This is a genomic window from Dyella sp. EPa41 (genome assembly GCF_016586165.1).
Classification (GTDB): domain Bacteria; phylum Pseudomonadota; class Gammaproteobacteria; order Xanthomonadales; family Rhodanobacteraceae; genus Dyella.
Genome location: NZ_BCPR01000049.1, coordinates 1 through 21,988, shown reverse-complemented (window position 1 = coordinate 21,988; position 21,988 = coordinate 1). Strand labels below are relative to the sequence as shown.

The window sequence follows — 21,988 nt, the reverse complement described above, 5'->3', positions numbered from 1 at the left end:
AAACCCCACGCACAAAAAAAGCCCGCCTTGCGGCGGGCTTCTTCGTTTCATCGCATCACGCCGTTCAGGCGTTGGCGACCGAGTAGCTCTTCAGGCGCGCGGCGAACTCCTGCAGGGCGCGGATGCCACTCTGCTCGGCCTCGGCGATCCACTGCTGCAGGCCCTTCAGCGCCTGGTCGGCGCCACGCTGCTCCATCAGGGCGGCGAGGCGGGCGCGGAAATCGCACACGGTGTTGAGCGTCGGACGCTTGGCCAGCACGGCCTGCATGCGGTCGCGACCTTCGCTGTCCAGCCAGCGGCCACCATCGGCCAGCGCGCGGCGCATGCGGCGCGGCACCGCCTTGATGTTCTCGCCGGCGTGCTGCGCTTCGTCGCGCAGGGTCGGCATGATCACGTTGCGGTAGAAATCCGTCATCGCGGCGAAGCGATGGGTCAGCACGCCCTTGAGCGTCTCGGCATCGGGCAGGTGCACGTTCGGGCGCACGTCGAGCGTCGGCGCCACGCGCAGCACCTTGGCCAGGCCAACCGCGCGCAAGGCGCAGATGGCGGCCCAGCCGATATCGAACTCCCACTTGCGCAGGGCGAACTTGGCCGAGCTCGGGAAGGCGTGATGGTTGTTGTGCAGCTCTTCGCCGCCGATCCAGAAACCCCACGGAATGAGGTTGGTCGCGGTATCGGCGCTCTCGAAGTTGCGGTAGCCCCACCAGTGGCCGATGCCGTTGACGAAGCCGGCGGCCCAGAACGGGATCCAGATCATCTGCAGCGCCCACAGCGCGGCGCCGATGACGCCGAACAGCGCCAGGTTGATGACGAGCATCAGCGTCGGGCCCCAGTACGGGTGGCCGGCGTAGAGCTTGCGCTCGATCCAGTCGTCCGGCGTGCCGCGGCCGTACTTCTCGAGGTCTTCCTTCACTTCGCTGGCGTCGCGGTACAGCGACACGCCGTCCCAGAACACCTTCTTGATGCCGTAGATCTGCGGGCTGTGCGGATCTTCCTCGGTCTCGACCTTGGCGTGGTGCTTGCGATGCACCGCCACCCACTCCTTGGTGACCATGCCCGTGGTGAGCCAGCCCCAGAAACGGAAGAAGTGCGAGATCGACCAGTGCAGGTCCACGCCGCGATGGGTCTGGCAACGATGCAGGTACAGCGTCACCGTGAAGATGGTGAGCTGGGTCATGATCAGCATGTAGATCGTCATGCTGAGCCAACCGGCATGCGTCAGGCCGTTGGAGAGGAAATTGAGTACTGCGTCGAGCATCGGGATAACACCCAGGTCTATGAAATTTCAGTCTAAACGAGGGGTTTCCGTACCCGCCAGCATGGACAGCTCAAAATATTGTCGCACCCTAAGGAAGCGACGAAGTTAAGGATGCCCTCACCCGTTCCATGCGGGCGAGGGCATCCTCCTTATGTGCTGTGTCACGCAAATGACGGCCCCACCCCGTTGTGTGAAGTTGGGGGCGCCGTGACAATCATGCAATGAGCGCGCCTACCGCCGTATTGGAACTGGATCACATCACCCGTCATCGTGCGGGCCGGCCGGCTGTCTCCGGTCTCACGCTGCGGCTGGACTCGGGACAGGTGCTGGGTTTGCTGGGCGTCAACGGCGCCGGCAAGTCCACCACCCTGGCCATGATCGCCGGTGCCCTGGTGCCCGACAGCGGTGGCATCAGGCTGAACGGGGCGGACTTCCTGGAGCGGCCCGAACTGGCGCGCCGCGTCATCGGGTGGCTGCCGGAACGTGCCCCCCTGTGGCCGGAACTGACCGTCAGCGAACACCTGGATGCGCATGGCCGCCTGCGTGGCTTGCACGGCGCCGGACTCGCCCAGGCGCACCGGCGGATCGTCGAACGCCTGGAACTGGGAACGCTGTCGCGGCGACTGGCCGGCGTGCTTTCCCAGGGCCAGCGCCAGCGCCTGGGGCTTGCCTGCGCATTGCTGCACGGCCCCCGGCTGCTGGTGCTGGATGAGCCGGCCAACGCACTCGATCCGGTGCAGGTGGCGGCGCTGCGCGAGGTGATCCGCGAGCAGGCTGCGGCCGGCACCGCCATCATCCTCTCCACCCATCTGCTGACCGAAGTGACCGCCGCATGCGATCGCGTGGCGATCCTGCACGAAGGCCAGCTGCGCTACGACGCCACCATCGACGGCGCCGACCACAAGGCGCTGGAACAGACCTTTTTCGACATCGCCATGCGCGGCAACGGGAGCAACGACAGGATGCAGGCTGCATGAGCGTGATCGCCGTGACGCGGCTGGAGCTGCGCCGCCTGTTCGTCCGCCCGCTTGCCTGGGTACTTGCCGCGCTGACGCTGGCGCAGCTGGCGTGGCGCTTCACGCTGCTGCTCGGCGGATTCCTCGCGGGACAGATCAAGCTGGCCGCGTTGCCGGGCGGCCCCGGCTACACCGACCTGGTCGGCGTGCCGATGCTGAGCAGCATCCTCACCGGCGCCGTGCTGCCGTTCGGGGTGGCCGAGCTGGCGCTGGTGATCGTGCCGCTGCTCACCATGTCGGTGATCGCCGGTGAACGCAGCAACGGCACGTTGCCGCTATGGTTCGCCACCGGCCTGCCTGCCTCGCGCATCGTGCTGGGCAAATATCTCGCGCTGATGCTGTGGCTGGTGTTGTGGCTGGCGCTGGCGCTGGCCATGCCGCTGAGCCTTGCGCACGGCGCCACGCTGGACTGGGGCAAGCTGGCGGCCGCCTCGCTGGGCCTGCTGCTGACCTTGGCCACGCTCGCGGCGATCGGCGTGGCGTGTTCGGCCTTCGCCTCGCACGCGTCGATCGCCGCCAGTGTGGCGCTCACGCTCGGCCTGGTGCTGGCGGGCGTCAACATCGCCGCGCAGAGGGCGGGCGCCACCCATGGCGTGTTCGATTGGCTGTCGCTGAGCAACCACCTGGAAACGCTGCTGCGCGGCCTGGTGTCCACGGCCGACATCGCCTGGTTCCTGATCGTGATCGTGGTGGCGCTCGCGCTCGCCACGCATCGGCTCGCCGCCGAAAAGGAGCGTGGCTGATGGCGCGCTTCCTCCGGCATCTGAATGGATGGCTGTTTGCCTTCGCGCTGTTGCTCGCGGCGGCGGCGCTCAGCTATCTCGCCGCGCGCTACGACCACGTCGCCGACTGGACGTTTGGCGGACGCGCCAGCCTCTCGGCGGAAAGCCGCGCCGTGCTGGCGACGCTGAAGGGCCCGGTGGAGATCGTCAGCTACGCCAACCCGCAGGGCGACCTGCGCAATACCGTGGCCAGCTTCATGCAGCGCTACCAGCGCGTGAAGCCCGACCTTGCCCTGCGCTTCGTGGATCCGCAGCAGGACCCGGCGGCGATGCGCGAGCTGGGCATCACCGTGGATGGCGCGCTGATCCTGCATTACCAGGGCCGCGAGCAGCGCCTGGACGAACTGTCCGAGCGCAGCCTCACCAACGCCCTGGAGCGTCTCGCGCGCAGCGGCGAACGCATCGTTGCCTTCGTCTCGGGCGATGGCGAGCGCCGCCCCAACGACAAGGGCAATGCGGACCTCGGCATGTTCGTGTCGCAACTCGAAGGACGCGGCATGCGCGCGGTGCCGCTCAACTTCGCGCAGGTCACCGCCGTGCCGCAGCACACCGACCTGGTGGTGCTGGCGAGCCCCGAGCTCGCGCTGCCCGAAGGCGCCGTGAAGGCGCTGACCGATTACCTCGCCAACGGCGGCAACCTGCTGTGGCTGAGCGAGCCGGCCAACGATGACCTGCACCTGGACCCGCTGGCCAATGCGCTGGGCATCCGCGTCCTGCCTGGCGTGCTGGTGGACGGCCAGGGCGCCGCGCTGGGCCTGAAGGACCCGCGCATGCTCGCGCTGGGCGACTATCCCAGGCACGCGATCACCCGCGGCTTCACGCTCACCACGCTGTTCCCGCAGGCCTCCGCACTGGCACTGGCCGCGCGTACCGACTGGCAGGTGGCGCCCTTCCTGCGTTCCAGTCCGCAGAGCTGGACCGAGTTCAAGCCGATCGACAACGGGCAGGCTTCCACCATCGCGTACGACGCAAGCGCGGGCGAATTGAAAGGTCCGCTCGACTTCGGCTTCGCGCTGAGCCGCCTGTCGCCCAGCCCCGACAAGGCCGAGCAGCGCGTGGTGGTCATCGGTGACGGCGACTTCCTCTCCAATACCTTCCTCGGCAATGGCGGCAATCGCGCGCTGGGCGAGCGCATCTTCGACTGGCTGCTCGGCGACGACGCGCTGGTGCAGCTGCCGCCGCGCGGCGCGCCGGATCGCCTGCTCCAGATCTCGCAGGCGCAGCTCAGCAGCGTGACGCTGGGCTTCCTGGTGGTGCTGCCCCTGCTCTTGCTGGTGGCGGGCGGCTGGATCGCGTGGCGGCGCCGCCGCGCATGAGGCGCGCGACGCGGCAGCGGGCAGGCATGCTTGCCGCGGCGATCGTGCTCGCCGCGATCGCCGGATGGCAATGGCGGCGCGATAGCGATGAAGCACCGGGTACCCTGCTCAAGCTCCCGCCTTCCGATATCACGCAGGTGGAACTTCGCATCGGCAACGGTCCGGCGGAGCATTACGCCAAGCGCGAGGGCCACTGGTGGCGCACCGACGGCACGGCCGCGCGCGCCGATGACGGCCGCCTCGCCGAACTGGCCGATACCGCCTCCGCCAGCGTGCTGAGCTGGCGGCCGCTCAGCGACTTCCAGCCCGCGCGCATCGGGCTTGCCCCGCCGGTGGCCGTGCTGAGCCTCGACGGCCAGCGGCTGGAGTTCGGCGAAACCTCGGTCACCGGCCCGCAACGCTATGTGCGGGTGAACGACCGCGTGGCGCTGGTTTCCGTGCGCTATACGCCACGTCCGGCCACGCAGGACGCGACCAAGGCCCGCTAGCCTCACGCCGGCGTCGCATCCGCCGCACCACCATCGCGTTTTGCGTCCGCGGGAGCACTTGCACGATGCAGGGCCCTCCCCATATCAAGGCGCATCCCTTGGCAGGAGCGACAACATGAGTCAGCAGGCAATCGGCGTCATCGGCATGGCGGTCATGGGCAGCAACCTGGCCCTCAACATCGAGAGCCGCGGGCATGCGGTGTCCATCTACAACCGCCACCGCGAGCGCACCGACGAGGTGATGGCGCAGAACCCGGGCAAGCGCCTGGTTCCCAGCTACACGCTGGAGGATTTCGTCGCCTCGCTGGAAAAGCCGCGCCGCATCCTGCTGATGGTGAAGGCGGGCGAGCCCACCGACGCCACGCTGGCCCAGCTGAAGCCGCTGCTGGACAAGGGCGACGTGGTGATCGATGGCGGCAACACCTTCTTCAAGGACACCATGCGCCGCGAAAGCGAGATGCATGCGGCCGGACTGCACTTCATCGGCACCGGCGTGTCCGGCGGCGAGGAAGGCGCGCTGCACGGGCCCTCGATCATGCCGGGCGGCCCGCGCGATGCGTACGACCTCGTGGCGCCCATCCTCACCGAGATCGCGGCACGCGCGCCGGACGGCGAGCCTTGCGTGGCCTACATGGGCCCCAATGGCGCCGGTCACTACGTGAAGATGGTGCACAACGGCATCGAGTACGGCGACATGCAGCTGATCGCCGAGAGCTACGCCGTGTTGCGCCATGTGCTGGGCCTGTCGAACGACGAACTGGCCGAGGTCTACGCCGACTGGAACAAGGGCGAGCTGGACAGCTACCTCATCAGCATCACGGCCGACATCTTCACCAAGAAGGATCCGGAAACGCGCAAGGCGATGGTCGACATCATCCTCGACCGCGCGGCGCAGAAAGGCACCGGCAAGTGGACCAGCCAGAGCGCGCTGGACCTTGGCGTGCCCCTGCCGCTGATCACCGAGTCGGTGTTCGCGCGGCTGCTTTCCGCACTGAAGGATGAGCGCGTGGCTGCCAGCAAGGTGCTGCCCGGCCCCGGTCCGCAGCATTACAGCGGGGACCGCAAGGCGTTCATCGAAGCCGTGCGGCGCGCGCTGTATTTCAGCAAGATCGTGTCCTACGCGCAGGGCTTCGCGCAGTTGCGCTCGGCCTCCGACGAATACCAATGGGATCTGCCGTACGGCACCATCGCGAGCATCTTCCGTGCGGGCTGCATCATCCGCGCGCGCTTCCTGCAGAAGATCACCGATGCCTACGAGCGCGACGCGCAACTGAAGAACCTGCTGCTCGACCCGTACTTCCGCGACATCGCCGCGCAATACCAGGGCGCGCTGCGCGAGGTGGTGGCCGCCGCGGTGAACGCGGGCGTACCGGTGCCGTGCTTCTCCTCCGCCATCGCGTATTACGACGGTTATCGCGCCGAGCATCTGCCGGCGAACCTGCTGCAGGCGCAACGCGACTACTTCGGCGCGCACACGTTCGAGCGCGTGGACAAGCCGGGAAGCTTCCACAACGACTGGAGCTGACCCAACCGCCCTCGTGTAGGAGCGCCCCCAGTGCGCGATCGGCGCTGATCGCTGCAGTGATCGCGCACTGGGGGCGCTCCTACAGTGAGGGCTTTTGACCGAGACACCTCGTGCCCGAACTCCCCGAAGTCGAAACCACCCGGCGCGGTATCGCCCCGCACCTGATCGGCCGCAACGTCACCGGCGTGACCCTGCGTCGCCGCGATCTGCGCTGGCCGATACCGCCGGAGATCACCGATCTTTTGCCCGGCCAGCGCATTCTCGACGTGGAACGCCGCGCGAAGTACCTGCTGCTGCATACGAAGGTGGGCAGCGCGCTGCTGCACCTGGGCATGACCGGCGTGCTGCGCGTGCTGCCGCCGGACGCCCTGGTCGGCAAGCATGATCACGTCGATATCGCATTGGAGCCCACTCGCACCGAAGGCCCGCGCGTCCTGCGCTTCACCGATGCGCGACGCTTCGGCTGCCTGCTGTGGCAGCCGCCGGGCGAGACGCACGAACTGCTGGCTTCGCTCGGGCCGGAACCGCTCACCGACGATTTCGACGGCGACCTGCTCTGGCGTCTCTCGCGCGGTCGCACCGCCGCCGTGAAATTGTTCCTGATGGACAATGCCATCGTCGTCGGCGTCGGCAACATCTACGCGAGCGAAGCGCTGTTCGCGGCGGGCATCGATCCGCGCAAGCCCGCAGGTTCGGTATCACGCGCACGCTATGCGCGACTCGCGGCGGAGGTGAAGCGCATCCTTGCCTGGGCAATCGAGCGCGGCGGCACCACGCTGCGCGACTTCATCAACCCGGATGGTGCGCCCGGATACTTCTTCCGCGAACTGCAGGTATACGGGCGCGAAGGCGAACCGTGCCGGACATGCGGCACGCCGATACGGCAGGTCGTGCTCGGGCAGCGTTCGACGTTCTGGTGCCCGCGCTGCCAGCGGTGAGATGCTCCGCTCGACGCTTGTCATCCCCGCGAAAGTGGGGATCCAGCGACTTGGCACTTTGCGCTGGCGGTAGATCAAGCCAAGAGCAGAAAGTCACTGGATCCGCGCTTTCGCGGGGATGCCGAGCAAAAAGCGCGACCATGATTTGCGCGCACTGGCTTCCGGCAGGGAGGGGTCACGCTCCCGAATCAATCCGGCCAGCGGAATTCCACGAAGGTGTTGTTGAAATCCGGGTCTTCTTCACCACCACCAAGATGCGCCACGAGACCGCCATGCAGGCCTTCGGCATCGAGCGACTGCCCTTCGGTGAAGTGCGCGCCCAACGCTTCGAGCTCCACCAGGCGCTCGCACAGCACGCCCGCGCGATCGATATCGCGCTCGGGCACGTTGCGGATGCTGATGTCGGGACGGCCAAACTTGCGCATGCCGCGGGTATGCACCCAATGACGGCCCGTCTGCTCTTCGCCGTCGCACAGGATCAGCAGGTGGTTGCGGATCGGCGCGCCGTCGCGCACCAGGAAGCGCTGGCGCCAACTGTTCGCATCGAACAAGGTGAGGATCTGCGGATCGAGGATGGCGGTGCCACCCACATCCAGCAGGGCCGCCAGCACGCCCAGAGTGTCGCGCAGATAGCCCGTGTCGCCCGCATCAGGCAGGCGCCCGCGCACGACCAGCACTTCCGGGGCATCCAGCGCGAGCTTGTACGCCTCGGGGGCATCCTCCTTGAACATGCGGCCCACAGAACCCCTGAGCGGATAGCCCTCCCACTGGCGCAGCGCCGTGTGGTGATGGCTGGTCAGCTCCACGCTCTCGGGCAGGCCTTCGCTGCCGTATTCGATGGACGGTGCACGGCCAGCCTGGAACTTACCGAATACGAAGAACTGCAGCAGGACTTCCTCGTCACTGGGCTGCCAGTGGGGGCGTTGCCAGGCGGGAAACTGGATCTTGGACATACCGTTCCTTAGATGGATGCGAGAGGCTCAATGCCCCTCGCCCAGCGGCAGCACCGTCTGCTGCAACTCTATCCTGCCGTGTCCTTCCGTAATGTTCTTGAACTCGGCGCGACTCACCGAGACATAGCGATCGTTGCCACCGATCTCAACCTGCGGGCCTTCGGTGACCGCGCGGCCCTGCCCGTCCACGCGCACCACCATAGTGGCCTTGCGGCCGGTATGGCAGATGGTCTTGATCTCTTCCAAGTTGTCCGCCCAGGCCAGCAGGTAGCGGCTGCCCTCGAACAATTCGCCGCGGAAATCCGTGCGCAGCCCATAGGCCAGCACCGGGATGTTCAACTTGTCCACCACGTCGCTGAGCTGCCAGACCTGAGTCTTGCTGAGGAACTGCGCCTCGTCGACGAACACGCAGTGCAGCGGGCCACGCTCGGCGATATCCGCCTGCACCAGGGCCAGCAGGTTCTCTTCCGCCGCGAACCGGCGCGCGTTGGCCTTCAGGCCGATACGCGAAGCCACCACGCCCTCGCCGAAGCGGTTGTCGAGCGCTGGCGTGAGTATGAGCGTGCGCATGCCGCGCTCGTGGTAGTTGTACGCGCTCTGCAGCAGCGTGGTGGTCTTGCCGGCGTTCATTGCCGAGTAATAGAAGTAAAGCTTGGCCATGGATGGTCCCGGAATCGAGCGCACATAGTACTGCGCCGCCCGTCCCTATGGCCCTTGGCTATTTGCCCGAGGGTGGACTGGGCGACTTCACGTTCTGCAGATCACCCACTTCCACCGTCGGCCTGGACTCCACCTGGACCTTCCACTGCAGGTCCTTCATCTTCGTGTAGCTGTCGATATTCCAAACCGAAGAGCGATAGAACTGATCCAACGTCATCCAGGATGGAGCGTTGGGGTTGTATGCGCTGGTGACGCCAGCGCCCTGGATGGTGCCCCAGCCGATGGAACCCACCCTGCTTCCCGTGACATTCCTTCGCACGTACTCCAGCTCCATCTCCAGGCGATGGAGCGCCACCGTGTCGTCGTACTCGACAAGGATCTCCTGGCCCACGCGCAGCGCCTGCGCGCGCTCGGCTTCGCTCAGCTGGCTCCAGTAATACTCGCGCTGCGCAATGAAGCGGTTGTAGCCCCGGCTGGAGGCGAGATCCATCCATGCGTAGGCGCGGGGGCGGTCGACCGGCGTGCCCACGCCCTCCCAGTACATGTTGGCCACCGCCGCCTGGGAGGGCTTGTCGGCAAATGCGCCTGCGCGCATGAACATCCTCAGCGCGCGCTCCTTGTCACCGTGCTTGTAGGCGGCCATCGCCAGATCCCGATAGCGCAGGTCCGGGTGCTGGTTGACGATCATCGGATTGGCCATCATCTCTTCGAACCGCTGCAGCTCTCTCAGCGCCTTGGGGTCGGTGGCGGCACGATCGAGCAACGCCGCGGGATCGGGCGCGGCTTCCTGCGCGGATACCGCCGCGCTTGCGCCAAGCCACCAACCGAACACCCAAGCTGTCGCTCTTGCCGTCATATCGATCGCTCCCTGACGAATCCCTTCATCGATGCACCGGGGTGCGCCCGTCCGGCGCGACACCCCATCCAGGCCATCATAGGCTGACCCGGATGGAGCGTCCCGACACTCGGCCCGCATCCCCGCGTTTTTCGTGATTACTTGGCAGGCGGTCGCGCCACGTTCTGCAAGTCACCTACATCGACCGTGGGCCGGGACTCGACCCGCACCTGCCATTGGAGGTCCTTGAACTTGGCGTAATCGTTGATCTTCCACAGGGAAGGGCGATACAGCTCGTTCAAGTTCGCTATCGGGATACCGAGGTCCTGTTCACTGGCCGATGTAGGCGTGCCACTACCACCGGGGCGAGGCAGCCCGGTGCTGGCGCGACCCGTGTTCATCGTGTGGGTGAAGCCATAGACCTTGCCCGGCCCTATGGAGCCGACGTGACTGCCGACGACATTTCTCCGTATGAATTCGAGTTCCATCTGCAGGCGGTGCAGCGCGATCTTGTCGTCGTACTCGGCATAGATGTCCTGGCCCACGCGCAGCGCCTGCGCACGCTCGGCTTCGGTCAGCTGGCTCCAGTAGTACTCGCGTTTCGCGATGAAGCGGTCGTAGCCACGCGAGGCGGCCAGATCCATCCAGGCATAGGCCCGAGGACGATCCACCGGGGTGCCGATGCCATCCCAGTGCATGTTCGCAATGGCCGCCTGCGAGGGCTTGTCCGCGTAGCTGGCGGCGCGCATGAACATCTTGAACGCGCGCTCCTTGTCGCCGTTCTTGTAGGCCTCCATCGCCAGCTCACGGTAGAGGATGTCCTTGTGCTGCCTGGCAACGCCCGGCACATCCATCATCTCTTCGAATTTGGCCAGCTCCCTGAGGTCCTTGGGATCGGTGACCGGCTGACCCGTGGGCGCTTCTTGCGCAGACGCCGCGTGACCCGCGCCGACCAGCAGCCCGAGAACCACCACCATCACTTTTCCAGCCATGTCACTCGCTCCCTGTGGTTTCCATGTGCCACTGCATGCAATGCATCAGCCCGCCGGAGGCCGGATCGACTCCGGATCACCCACCTCGACACGCCCCTTCGACATCCGGATCTGCCACTGCAGGTCTTTCATCTGCAGGTATTGCGCGGTATTCAGGCGCACTGAATCGCTGATCGAGCTCATGTCCCGGCTGACCGCCGCGCCGCGCAAGAGGCCCGCAACGCTCTCGCCACCGGCGGCACGGCCGGCGCTGTCCGCCTGGATCACCACGCCATAACCAACCCAACCGAGATGGCTACCCGTGACCTGCGAACGGATGCTGCCAAGCTCCCGCGTCAGCCGGCGTGCGCCGGCGTCGTCGCCATAGCCGGCTTCCAACGCCTGGCGCTGATCGCGGGCCTGTCCACGCTCTTCATCGTTCAATTGCGCCCAGTAGAGATCGCACTGATGCTGCAACTCGGGATAGCCGCGGCTGGCGGCCAGTTCCATCCACGCATACGCCAGTGGGCGATCATGCGGGGCGCCGTCGCCGGTCCAGTACATCAGCGCCACGATGGCCTGGGAGGCCTTGTCCGCGTAACGCGACGCGATGAGGAAATAGTCGAACGCCTCGCGCTTGTGGCCATCGTGATACGCGGCCATGCCGAGGTGGCGGAAGTGCAAGTCAGGATGGGCGTCGATGAAGGTGCCCGTGTCCATGTCGGCCAGCACGGCACCGCTGCGCCGGAAGTCGCTTGACGACGAGGCCGCTTGCTGGGCCCAAGCCGCGTGGCCACCGCCAGCGGCCACGAACAGCAACAAAAGCACCGCGAGCCTATGCATCTCACGCTCCTGTGAGGCGGGCGGTCGCCGGTGTCGCCGGCATCCTGGCCCGACCGGCCGAGCATACTACGACCCAGCGTGTCGGCCGGGTCGATGGCCTCTGCTACCATCGTGCGCCGCTCTCGCCTCTGCGCATACCATGCTCAACCCCCAACAATTGGCCGCCGTCGAACACTGCGACGGCCCGCTGCTGGTTTTGGCCGGCGCCGGCTCGGGCAAGACCAGCGTGATCACGCAGAAGATCGCGTACCTGATCGCCCGCAAGAAGCTCGCCCCATCCAAGATCGCCGCGATCACCTTCACCAACAAGGCGGCGAAGGAAATGCGCGAGCGCGTGGCCAAGCTGATCAGCAGCGAGGACGCCGCGGCGCTCACCGTGTGTACCTTCCATGCCCTGGGGCTGAAGTTCCTGCAGATGGAGCATGCGCGTGCCGGCCTGCGCAAGGGCTTCTCGGTGCTCGACGCGGACGACAGCGAAGGCATCATCAAGGAGCTCGCGCCCAAGGGCATCAAGCCCGACGTGCTGTTCGGCATCCGCAACCTGGTGAGCCGCGCCAAGAACGCGGGCCTGTCGCCCGAAGAGGCATTGGCCGCCGCGCGCAGTCCGCGCGAGCTCGACGCCGCCACCATCTACGACCTCTACCAGCAGCGGCTCTCCGCCTTCAACGCGGTGGACTTCGACGACCTGATCCGCCTGCCGCTGCGCATCCTCGAAAGCGACGAGGAATGCCGCACGGCCTGGCGCGAACGCCTGCGCTACCTGCTGGTGGACGAATACCAGGATACCAACGACGCGCAATACCGCCTGCTCAAGGCACTGGCCGGCGAGCGCGGCCGCTTTACCTGCGTGGGCGACGACGACCAGTCGATCTACGCGTGGCGCGGCGCCAACCCCGAGAACATCGACCAGCTCGGCAAGGACTGGCCGGCGCTGCGCGTGATCAAGCTCGAACAGAACTACCGCTGCGGCAAGCGCATCCTGCGCGCCGCCAACAAGCTGATCGCGAACAACCCGCATCTGCACGAAAAGAAGCTGTGGAGCGAGCACCCGGAAGGGGCGCAGATCCGCGTGCTGGAGTGCAAGGAAAACGAGCACGAAGCCGAACGCGTCGCCGCGATCGCGGTGACGCTCGCGGAAAAGCACAAGGCGCGCTGGCACGACATCGCCATCCTGTACCGCGGCAACTTCCAGGCGCGTCCGCTGGAGAAGGCGCTGCGCCTCGCGCGCGTGCCGTACCACCTTACCGGCGCCTTGAGTTTCCTCGATCGCGCGGAAGTGAAGGACCTGCTCTGCTATCTGCGCCTGCTCACCAACCCCAGTGATGACGCCGCCTTCCTGCGCGTGGTGAACGTGCCTAAGCGCGAGATCGGCTCGACCACGCTGGAGAAGCTGGGCCAGATCGCACAGACGCGACACGCCTCGCTGCTCGACGCCGCCCGCAGCGATGCGGTGCTGCGCCAGCTCACGCCGCGTCCCGCGGCTGCGCTTGCCTCGTTCACCAACCTCATGGACGAGTTGCGCAGCGCCTCATTGCACAACAGCGCAGCCGACCTGGTGGACATGGTGCTCAAGCGCACCGGCTACGCCGAGCAGATCGCCGCCAGCACCACCGACCCCGCGCTGCGCGAGCGGCGCCTGGGCAACCTGCGCGAACTGGCGGACTGGTTCCGCGCCATGCAGCGCGGCAACAACACGGCGGGCGACCTCGCCGCGCAGCTCGCCCTGCTCAGCCATGCCGATCGCGACGAGCCCGGCAACGCCGTGCGCATGATGACCCTGCATGCGGCAAAGGGACTGGAGTTCCGCTTCGTCTTCATCGTGGGCTGCGAGGAAGGCACGCTGCCGCACGAGGGCGCCATCGACGAGGGACGCATCGACGAGGAGCGTCGCCTGATGTACGTGGGCATCACCCGCGCCAAGGAAATGCTCACGCTGTCGTGGTCGTCCAAGACCAAGCGCTACGGCGAGATCAACAGCAACCAGCCGAGCCGCTTCCTGCACGAGCTGCCGCAGGACGACCTGCACTGGCAGGGCAAGGATCCGGAAGCGGACAAGGAAGTGGTGCGCGAGACGGCTGAGTCGCACATGGCGAAGATCGCGGCGATGCTGGCGGGCAGTTAAGTCACTGGCAACGTGCAACCTGGAAGGGCGAAAGGCGCTGGATCCCGGCTTTGGCCGGGATGACGGTACATGGGGCTGCACGGCCACACCCATGGCGTTGATGTATTGGCTCGTCATCCCGGCGAAAGCCGGGATCCAGCGCCTTCGCGTTCCGCGCCGACGACGAACGCCCCAACCAGTCAGATCAAACGCTCGGCTTCCAGCTCGCTCTTGAGGTAGGCGTAGTAGATCGGGCCCGCGATGAGTCCCGGCAGGCCGAACGCCGCCTCCATCAGCAGCATCGCCACCAGCAGCTCCCATGCACGGGCGCGGATCTGTCCGCCCACGATGCGCGCGTTGAGGAAGTATTCGAGCTTGTGGATGAGGATGAGGAAGCCCAGCGCGGCCACGCCAACCCCGAGCGAGATGGACAGGCCGGCGATGGTGATGGCGGTGTTTGAGATGAGGTTGCCGATCACCGGCAGCAGGCCGGCGATGAAGGTGACCACCACCAGCGTCTTGGCCAGCGGCACGTGGATGCCCAGCAGCGGCAGCACGCCCAGCAGGAAGATCGCGGTGAATACCGTGTTGATCAGCGAGATCTTGATCTGCGCGAACACGATGTTGTGGAACGCCTCCGCCAGCCGCTGGCAGCGCAGGCCCAGCGCCGCGGCGAGCGGCCCGACCTGGTGCGCGGGCCGCGTGCGGCTCAGCGCAACGATCGCGCCCAGCACCATGCCGATGAGGATGTGCACGAACACGCGTGCCGCTTCCTTGCCCACCGTCTGCAGGCTCACCGAGTGCTTGCGGGTAAGCTCCAACGCCATCACGCGCAGGTCGTCCACGCTGTCGGGCAGCCAGCCAACGATGGTCGCCGGTAATTGCTCGCGCGCCTTTTCCACCAGCGGCATCAGCTGCTGCTGCCACAGCACCTCGGGGTTGCCGATCTCGTTGCGCAGGAAGCTGACCGCACTGAGGATCAACAGCACCAGCAGCCCCACCACGATGGTGCCGAGCAGGGCCACGACCAGCACGCGCGCACGATCGCCGGGCACGCGCTTGCCCAGCAGCGGCGCGGTGGATTGCACCAGCTCGTAGACCAGCAGGCCGGCGAACAGGGCCGGCAGCAGGCGCAACCCGAGCACCAGCACCAGGGCGGCGGCGGCCAACACGTAGCTGGCCATGCGGATCGCCGTCGAGGGAGGGCGCACGAGGGACGGGGCGGTTTCCATGCAAGTTCATGCGAAGGTGGGGATGCCTCGGAGTCTGTCAGCCGGAGGAGGTGTCCGCCAGCCCTTGGGGCCTGCCCACTATCGCTGGATGACGCGGGCCGCCCGGCGATGGGGACCAGGCTCCGAGGAACGACATGTGGCTGTCGTAAACTTCCCCGATCCTGATCGTTCAGTCTCACAGGGAATCCCTCCATGTCCGTTCGTTTGCCGGCGGCGCTTGCCGCCTTGATCCTGCTTGCCGGTTGTTCAAGCGCGCCGAGCAAGGCGCCCGCCCCGGCCACGCCTGCACCGGCGCCGGCACCCGTTGCACCGGGCACGCCCGCCGATGACAACCTCAACGCGGTGGCCTGGAGCCAGACGGCGATCGAACACGACCTGATCTACCTGCAGACCTACCGGGACGCACAGGCACGCCTGCTCGCCGCCAAGGCCGACCCGAACTGGGATGCGCTGCCCAAGGGCGATCGCGTGGCGCCAGCCAAGGGCCTGGCGCCGGCCGTGGTGCTCGACATCGATGAAACCGTGCTCGACAACTCGCCGTACCAGGCACGCCTGGTCAAAAGCGGTGGTGAGTACAACGAGGCCGACTGGGCGGCCTGGTGCAAGGAACAGCGCGCCCGCGCACTGCCCGGCGTGGTCGCATTCACCCAGTTCGCGGCCAAGCACGGCATTGCAGTGATCTATATCTCCAACCGCGCCAAGGACCTGGACCAGGACACGCTGGCCAACCTGCGCAAGGAAGGCCTGCCGGTGTCGGGCCCCGAGGCATTCCTGGGCCTGGGCACCTTCGTCGAGGATTGCGACCAGGTGGGCACCGAAAAGGGTTGCCGGCGCCAGCTGATCAGCCACAAATACCGCGTATTGATGCAGTTTGGCGACCAGATCGGCGATTTTGTCACCGTATTGGCCAACCATGCCGAAGGTCGCCAGAAGGCCATGGCACCCTACATGGACTGGATCGGCACCCGCTGGTTCACCCTGCCCAACCCGACCTATGGCGCGTGGGACCCGGCTTTGTTTAATAATGACTGGACGGCACCGCGCGACGAGCGCCGCCGCCAGAAGATCCAGTCGCTGCGTTTCGATTAATAATGGATTTATAAAAATCAATAAGTTACGCAGCACAAGCTAAAGTATTGCTTTAACTTTAACGGGGAGATAAGATCCTCCCCGCCAACACCTGCTGACCTTGATAATTCCGCAGGCAAGGCCATTTCCCTTCCGGCTCTGCCGGATTACCCCGCGAGGCCCAACGCCCGCGGGGTTTTCTTTTGGGCGACTTAAAAGCCCTTGAACGAGCTCTCAGCTCCGCGCTCCGGCCCTTGTTCGGGCGAAGGCGTGCCGCTTACCCTCCGCCGACCGCCCCCGACCTCGTGCAGGTCGACCGGCGCCACCTATCCGAGATTCCATGCGTCGTTCATCCGTCTTCTATGCCGTTGGCGCGTTCATCGCCCTGCTGGTGCTGGCCACCGTCGCCGCGCTGTTCGTGACCGCGCACAAGCCAGGCCCGGCACCGGTGGTGGCCGGCGGCGAAACGCCGGAAGCGTCCGTGCAACAGTCGGTGGCCCTGATCAAGACAGGCGACTTCGCCGGCTTCTGGAAGCACGCCCTGCCCCCGGCCGACTACGACACGCTGCGCACCGACTGGACCCGCCCGCGCCCCGACGATCATCCGATCTCGCCGGAGGACCGCGCGGACTTCATCAAGAACATGCAGATGCTCACCGAGCCGGAGGCGGAGACCAGGCTCTACGCCCTGGCCCGTCCCAAGCTGGCCCAGCTGCAGGCGCAATACAGCGACCAGGTGCCGGTGATGATCGGCGTCATGCAGGCCATTGCCGCCACCGGCGTGGCGCAGAGCAAGGAGCTCACCAACCCGCAGAAGCAGCAGGCCACCGAGGTGATCAACGTGCTGGCGCCCTGGGCGCAGCAGGTGCCCTGGTTTGACCCGGCCCGCGCGAAGCAGGCCATCGTCGTGGCGGTGGCCACGGCGCGCAAGCTGGACATCAAGACGCCCGAGCAGCTGCGCGCGATGGACTTCGACACGGCCATGCAGAAGTACAGCGCGGGCTTCCTGGGCATCAAGCAGGTCCTGGCCATCTATGGCCTGTCGATCGACGACGTGCTCGATTCGGTGAAGATCAGCACGCTGGAGAGCCGCAACGGCCACGCCCGCGTGCGCGTCGACTACGTCTTGCTGGGCAAGCCGTTGTCCACCGAGTCGGACCTGGTCCAGCAGGACGGTCGCTGGTACAGCGCCGACGTGCTGCAGAACGTGCGCGAGGCGCATGACCGCCTGCTGGCTGCGCCGGCCTCGGGCAGCAGCGCGCCGGAACCGGCGCCAACTCCTGCACCGGCGGCAACCTCGGCTTCCCGGGCCAAGCCGTTGCCGGTGAACCCGCCTGCGCAGGCCTCAGCCACCAAACACTAAGTAGGCGAACAGGTTTCTCCGGCTCACCGGTTACAATTGGGTGATGAATATGTCGACCACGGACACTCCCGCCCGTAGCCGCGCGCCCTGGTGGTTCAACCTGGCCGGGCAACTGCTCGAACCCTGGGTGCGCATCCGCCGCGATCCCGCCGAACCCGCCGCCTTGCTGCAGGCGGGCACGCCGGTTTGCTATGTGATCGAGCGCGACGGCTTTTCCGATGCCCTCATCCTCGAGCGCGCCTGCCGTGAGGCCGGCCTGCCCTCACCCATGCAGCCGCTGTCGGGCACGCGCCGCAGGCGCTCGGTGTTCGCGCTCGCGCGCCGCGACGGCTGGCTGTTCGGCCGCAACCGCCAGCGCTCGCCCAACGAGCCGCTGGGCCAGCTGGTGCGTTCGCTGGAAGGCGACCCGGAACGCGACATCCAGATCGTGCCCGTCTCCATCTATGTCGGCCGCGCGCCCACCCGTGAATCGGGCTGGTTCAGCGTGCTGTTCTCCGAAAACTGGATCGTGGTGGGCCGCTTCCGCCGCATGCTCGCGTTGCTGCTCAACGGCCGCGACACCGTGGTGCACTTCTCCACGCCGGTGTCGCTGCGCACGGTGGTGAACGAAGCGGGCGACATCCGCCCCGAGCGCCTCACCCGCAAGATCGCCCGCGTGCTGCGCACGCACTTCCGCCGCATCCGCGCCGCGGTGATCGGCCCCGACCTGTCGCACCGCCGCACCGTGGTCGACGCGGTGCTCAACGCCGAACCGGTGCGTAGCGCCATCGCCGCCGTCGCCGCGAAGGAAAACATCAGCCACGCCAAAGCCTGGCGCCGCGCGCACGACATGGTGATGGAGATCGCCGCCGACTATTCGCACCCGGTGGTGCGCTCGGTGTCGTTCCTGCTCTCCAACTTCTGGAACAAGCTGTACGACGGCATCGCCATGCATCACTTCGAGAAGGCCCGCGCCGCCGCGCCCGGCCACGAGGTGGTGTACGTGCCCTGCCATCGCAGCCATGCCGACTACCTGCTGCTGTCCTACCAGCTGCACATGTCCGGCGTGGTGGTACCGCACATCGCGGCCGGCGTGAACCTCAACCTGCCCGGCATCGGCCCGATCCTGCGCCGGGGCGGCGCGTTCTTCCTGCGCCGCAGCTTCAAGGGCAACGCACTGTACTCGGTGGTGTTCAACGAATACCTCGCGCAGCTGATCGATCGCGGCGTGCCGATCGAATACTTCATCGAAGGCGGCCGCTCGCGCACCGGCCGGCTGCTGGCGCCGCGCGCCGGCATGCTGGTGATGACCGTGCGCGCCTTCCTGCGCGCGCCGCGCCGCCCGGTACTGTTCCAGCCCGTGTACATCGGCTACGAGAAGCTGATGGAAGGCAAGAGCTACGCCGGCGAGCTCTCCGGCAAGCCCAAGGAGAAGGAATCGCTGCTGGGCCTGCTGCGCGGACTCAAGGTGCTGCGCCAGCGCTATGGCCACGTCGCGCTCAACTTCGGCGAACCGATCGAACTCAATCCGCTGCTTGACGCCGCCAGCCCCGACTGGCGCGCCGCGATCGCCGCCGATCCCGATGCCAAACCCGAGTGGCTGGGCCGTGTGGTGGACGACCTGGCCGAACGCATCCAGGTCAACATCAACCGCGCCGCGGACGTCAATCCGATCAACCTGCTCGCGCTGGCCCTGCTCGCCACGCCCAAGCACGCGATGGCGGAGAACGACCTGCTGGCGCAGCTGGAACTGACGAAGGCGCTGCTGGAAGAGCAGCCCTTCTCCGATCGCATGACACTCACCTCGATGGATCCCGCCGGCATCATCGCCTACGGCGAGCAGATGGGCTGGATCCGCCGCGTGCGCCACCCGTTGGGCGACGTGCTGGTCACCGAGGGCGAGCAGGCGGTACTGCTCAGCTACTTCCGCAACAACGTGCTGCACCTCACGGCGACCGCCGCCTGGGTGGCATGCTGCTTCCTCAACAACCGCCGCATGTCGCGCGCCTCGGTGCTGCGCCTGGGCCGCATCATCTATCCGTTCATCCAGGGCGAGTTGTTCCTGCCGTGGGACAAGGACGGCTTCTGCGCGCAGCTGCAGGCCACCATCGATTTCTTCGTGCGCCGCGGCCTGCTCGAGGCCACCGGCGACGGCCGCGTGCTGGAGCGCGGCCCGGGCCAGGACGACGCCGCCTACCAGCTGCGCATCATCGCGCGTAGCCTGATCCAGGCCTTCGAGCGCTACTACATCACCATCGCCGCGCTGGTGAAGAACGGTCCGCACACGCTCACCTCGGCCGAGCTGGAGAACGCGTGCACGCTCACCGCGCAGCGCCTCAGCCTGCTCAACGAGTTGTCGGCGCCGGAGTTCTTCGACAAGGCGCTGTTCCGCGGCTTCATCCAGAAGCTGCGCGAGAGCCGCATCGTGTGGACCGACGACGCCGGCAAGCTCGATTACGACAGCGCGCTGGAAGACATGGTGCGCGACGCGCGCGTGATCCTCGCCCGCGAAGTGCGCCACTCGATCCTCAAGATCACCCCGGGCGGCGACGGCGACAAGGATGCCGGCGGCAAGCCGGTGCCGCCGGATGCTTCCAGCGAGGCCCTGCACGAGCGGCACGTGGCGGCGGAACACCATGCCCACGCGCCCGCGGAAGCTACGCCAGTGGCGGAAGAAGCCGTCACCAAGGATCTGTTCAAGGACTGAGCTTTTCGCTCGTCATCCCGGCGCAGGCCGGGATGACGAAGCGGGTGTGGCTGGTCATGGAGCAAAGCCACGCCAGTGACTCTATGATGACCCTCCACACCGGGGAGCTCACCATGACCACACGCGTTGCCTTCGCCATCGCCGCCGCGCTCGCACTGCCTGCCGCCATCGCGGCCGAGGCGCCTGCCGCCAACCACGACGTCACCCTGCTGCATTGCGCGCGCCTGGTCGATCCCGCCGCCGGCAAGCTGCTGGGCGAGACCACGCTGGTGATCGAAGGCAACCGGGTCAAGGAGATCAAGAGCGGCAACGCCGACGACAAGCCCTATCGCGATGCCGCCAGCGCCGCCGGCGGTCGCTTCACCCAGCTCAGCCTCGCCGATGCCACCTGCATGCCCGGCCTGATCGACTCGCACACGCACCTCTCGTTCGAAACCAGTCCCACCAGCTATTCCGACCAGTTCCGCTGGAACGTGGCCGACTACGCCGTACGCTCCACCGTGTTCGCGCGCCGCACGCTGATGGCCGGCTTTACGTCCGTGCGCAACCTCGGCGACGGCAACAACGAGACCATCGCGCTGCGCAACGCGATCAACGCCGGCATCGTGCCCGGCCCGCGCATCTTCACGGCGGGCAAGCCCATCGGCACCACCGGCGGCCACGCCGACCCCACCGACGGCTACCGCTCCGACCTGGCGGGCAACCCGGGCGCGAAGGATGGCGTGATCGACAGCGTCGAGGACGCCTACAAGGCCGTGCGCCAGCACTACAAGGACGGCGTGGACGTCATCAAGATCATGCCGTCGGGCGGCGTGCTCGATGAAAGCAGCAGCGCCGACAACGCGCAGATGACCATCGAGGAGATCAAGGCGGTGGTCACCGCCGCGCACGACTACGGCTTCACCGTCGCGGCGCATGCACACGGCGCCGAGGCGATCCGCCGCGCGGTGCTGGCCGGCGTCGATTCCATCGAGCACGGCACCTTCATGAACGACGAGGACATGAAGCTGATGAAAGAGCACGGCACCTGGTACGTGCCCACCATCATCGCCGGCAAGTACGTGCAGGAGATGGCCGCCAAGCCCGGCTACTACCCGCCGCAGGTCGCCGCCAAGGCGATGCAGGTCGGCCCCATCATCCAAGCCACCGCGGGCAAGGCCTACAAGGCCGGCGTGAAGATCGCCTTCGGCACCGACGCGGCGGTGTATCCGCACGGCCAGAACGCCAAGGAATTCGAATACATGGTGCAGGCCGGCATGCCGGCGATGTACGTGCTGCAGGCGGCAACCACGCACGCCGCCGAGCTGCTGCACAAGAAGGACGAACTGGGCCAGATCGCCGTGGGCCGCCGCGCCGACGTTATCGCGGTGCCGGGGAACCCGATCGATGACATCACTCTGATGCAGAAGGTGTCGTTTGTGATGAAGGATGGCGTGGTCTACAAGCAGGATGGCAAGGCGGCGCTGTAGCGCGTGCGAGTGGTGCCCCTGTCGGCAGGCAATGCGGATGCCCTATGCCGAGTGAGGGCCACGATGGTGGGCGAGAACTCACAAGCCTCGCCCCTCCCTCCCTTGTAGGAGCGCACCCTGTGCGCGACAGCCTTTTGCGATGGGCGGCATGGTTGTGGCTTTTGTTTGAGTGCAGGTGTTGCCTTCGGTAGCTCCGCTACCGCCAGGTTGCCGCTTACGCAGCGGGCGTTTCGACGTCCTGCCGGCCGCCGAGTCACTTTTCTTTTGCTGGCCCAAAAGAAAAGTAACCCAAAGAAAATGGCCTTCAGAGCCAAGGCTCATGGCAGTACGAGGGATAGAAGCGTCGGACGACCGAGGCCAGCCGGGAAGGGCTCGTTACTACCTCGAACGGAGCCGCTACACCGCCACGCGCCGAGGCGAAGAGGACTCAAGGCAACGTCGTTGAGCCGTGAGGGGATCTATTCGCGCCGCACCGCCGCCCTTT

Annotated in this window: 18 protein-coding genes; 11 read left to right on the top strand and 7 right to left on the bottom strand. The window is 66.6% G+C overall.

The window, feature by feature from the left end; genetic code table 11:
• Positions 1–64: 64 nt before the first annotated feature.
• On the bottom strand, positions 65–1,258 hold the full coding sequence (locus tag JMF82_RS15125; protein ID WP_201315391.1) for a fatty acid desaturase: 1,194 nt from the start codon (positions 1,256–1,258) through the stop codon (positions 65–67).
• Positions 1,259–1,479: 221 nt separating this feature from the next.
• On the opposite strand from JMF82_RS15125, the gene JMF82_RS15120 reads away from it, so the two are divergent.
• The 6 genes from JMF82_RS15120 to mutM all read left to right on the top strand — a co-directional run bounded on the left by JMF82_RS15120 (position 1,480) and on the right by mutM (position 7,323).
• Positions 1,480–2,235 (top strand): ABC transporter ATP-binding protein, encoded by a 756-nt coding sequence (locus JMF82_RS15120; RefSeq protein ID WP_201315390.1) that lies wholly within the window; start codon positions 1,480–1,482, stop codon positions 2,233–2,235.
• Complete coding sequence (locus tag JMF82_RS15115; protein WP_201315389.1) at positions 2,232–3,017, top strand: ABC transporter permease subunit; 786 nt, start codon at positions 2,232–2,234, stop codon at positions 3,015–3,017. The genes JMF82_RS15120 and JMF82_RS15115 overlap by 4 nt, the downstream gene beginning before the upstream one ends.
• Positions 3,017–4,372, top strand: a complete 1,356-nt coding sequence (locus tag JMF82_RS15110; RefSeq protein WP_201315388.1) for a GldG family protein — start codon at positions 3,017–3,019, stop codon at positions 4,370–4,372. Before JMF82_RS15115 ends, JMF82_RS15110 begins: the two co-directional genes overlap by 1 nt.
• A complete protein-coding gene (locus tag JMF82_RS15105; RefSeq protein ID WP_201315387.1) occupies positions 4,369–4,860 on the top strand; it encodes a hypothetical protein in 492 nt (163 codons plus the stop codon). Before JMF82_RS15110 ends, JMF82_RS15105 begins: the two co-directional genes overlap by 4 nt.
• A gap of 115 nt (positions 4,861–4,975) precedes the next feature.
• Complete coding sequence (gndA, locus tag JMF82_RS15100) at positions 4,976–6,385, top strand: NADP-dependent phosphogluconate dehydrogenase (protein ID WP_201315386.1); 1,410 nt, start codon at positions 4,976–4,978, stop codon at positions 6,383–6,385.
• Positions 6,386–6,495: 110 nt separating this feature from the next.
• A complete protein-coding gene (gene mutM / locus JMF82_RS15095) occupies positions 6,496–7,323 on the top strand; it encodes a bifunctional DNA-formamidopyrimidine glycosylase/DNA-(apurinic or apyrimidinic site) lyase (protein ID WP_201315385.1) in 828 nt (275 codons plus the stop codon).
• Positions 7,324–7,511: 188 nt separating this feature from the next.
• Here mutM and JMF82_RS15090 read toward each other — a convergent pair whose 3' ends face one another.
• The 5 genes from JMF82_RS15090 to JMF82_RS15070 form a co-directional block, all read right to left on the bottom strand.
• Positions 7,512–8,276, bottom strand: coding sequence for a hypothetical protein (locus tag JMF82_RS15090; RefSeq protein ID WP_201315384.1), 765 nt, complete (start codon positions 8,274–8,276; stop codon positions 7,512–7,514).
• 27 nt (positions 8,277–8,303) lie between these two features.
• Positions 8,304–8,936 (bottom strand): thymidine kinase, encoded by a 633-nt coding sequence (locus JMF82_RS15085; protein ID WP_201315383.1) that lies wholly within the window; start codon positions 8,934–8,936, stop codon positions 8,304–8,306.
• Positions 8,937–8,994: 58 nt separating this feature from the next.
• Positions 8,995–9,792 carry a sel1 repeat family protein gene (locus tag JMF82_RS15080; protein WP_201315382.1) on the bottom strand — a complete coding sequence of 266 codons (798 nt, stop codon included), beginning with the start codon at positions 9,790–9,792 and terminating at the stop codon, positions 8,995–8,997.
• A 137-nt stretch (positions 9,793–9,929) separates the two neighbouring features.
• A complete protein-coding gene (locus tag JMF82_RS15075) occupies positions 9,930–10,763 on the bottom strand; it encodes a sel1 repeat family protein (protein WP_201315381.1) in 834 nt (277 codons plus the stop codon).
• Positions 10,764–10,808: 45 nt separating this feature from the next.
• On the bottom strand, positions 10,809–11,585 hold the full coding sequence (locus JMF82_RS15070; protein ID WP_201315380.1) for a sel1 repeat family protein: 777 nt from the start codon (positions 11,583–11,585) through the stop codon (positions 10,809–10,811).
• Between the two features lie 139 nt (positions 11,586–11,724).
• Here JMF82_RS15070 and JMF82_RS15065 point away from each other — a divergent pair, with 139 nt between their 5' ends.
• Complete coding sequence (locus JMF82_RS15065) at positions 11,725–13,707, top strand: UvrD-helicase domain-containing protein (protein ID WP_201315379.1); 1,983 nt, start codon at positions 11,725–11,727, stop codon at positions 13,705–13,707.
• Between the two features lie 179 nt (positions 13,708–13,886).
• Here JMF82_RS15065 and JMF82_RS15060 read toward each other — a convergent pair whose 3' ends face one another.
• Positions 13,887–14,918: an AI-2E family transporter gene (locus JMF82_RS15060; RefSeq protein WP_201315378.1), complete on the bottom strand. Its 1,032-nt coding sequence runs from the start codon at positions 14,916–14,918 to the stop codon at positions 13,887–13,889.
• Between the two features lie 192 nt (positions 14,919–15,110).
• Between JMF82_RS15060 and JMF82_RS15055 the strand changes: the two genes are divergently transcribed.
• The 4 genes from JMF82_RS15055 (at position 15,111) to JMF82_RS15040 (ending at position 21,504) form a co-directional block, all read left to right on the top strand.
• A complete protein-coding gene (locus JMF82_RS15055; protein WP_201315377.1) occupies positions 15,111–16,007 on the top strand; it encodes an HAD family acid phosphatase in 897 nt (298 codons plus the stop codon).
• A 319-nt stretch (positions 16,008–16,326) separates the two neighbouring features.
• Positions 16,327–17,349 carry a hypothetical protein gene (locus JMF82_RS15050; RefSeq protein ID WP_236585495.1) on the top strand — a complete coding sequence of 341 codons (1,023 nt, stop codon included), beginning with the start codon at positions 16,327–16,329 and terminating at the stop codon, positions 17,347–17,349.
• Between the two features lie 49 nt (positions 17,350–17,398).
• Complete coding sequence (gene plsB, locus JMF82_RS15045) at positions 17,399–20,035, top strand: glycerol-3-phosphate 1-O-acyltransferase PlsB (protein ID WP_201315402.1); 2,637 nt, start codon at positions 17,399–17,401, stop codon at positions 20,033–20,035.
• 113 nt (positions 20,036–20,148) lie between these two features.
• Complete coding sequence (locus JMF82_RS15040) at positions 20,149–21,504, top strand: amidohydrolase family protein (RefSeq protein ID WP_201315376.1); 1,356 nt, start codon at positions 20,149–20,151, stop codon at positions 21,502–21,504.
• Positions 21,505–21,988 lie beyond the last annotated feature (484 nt).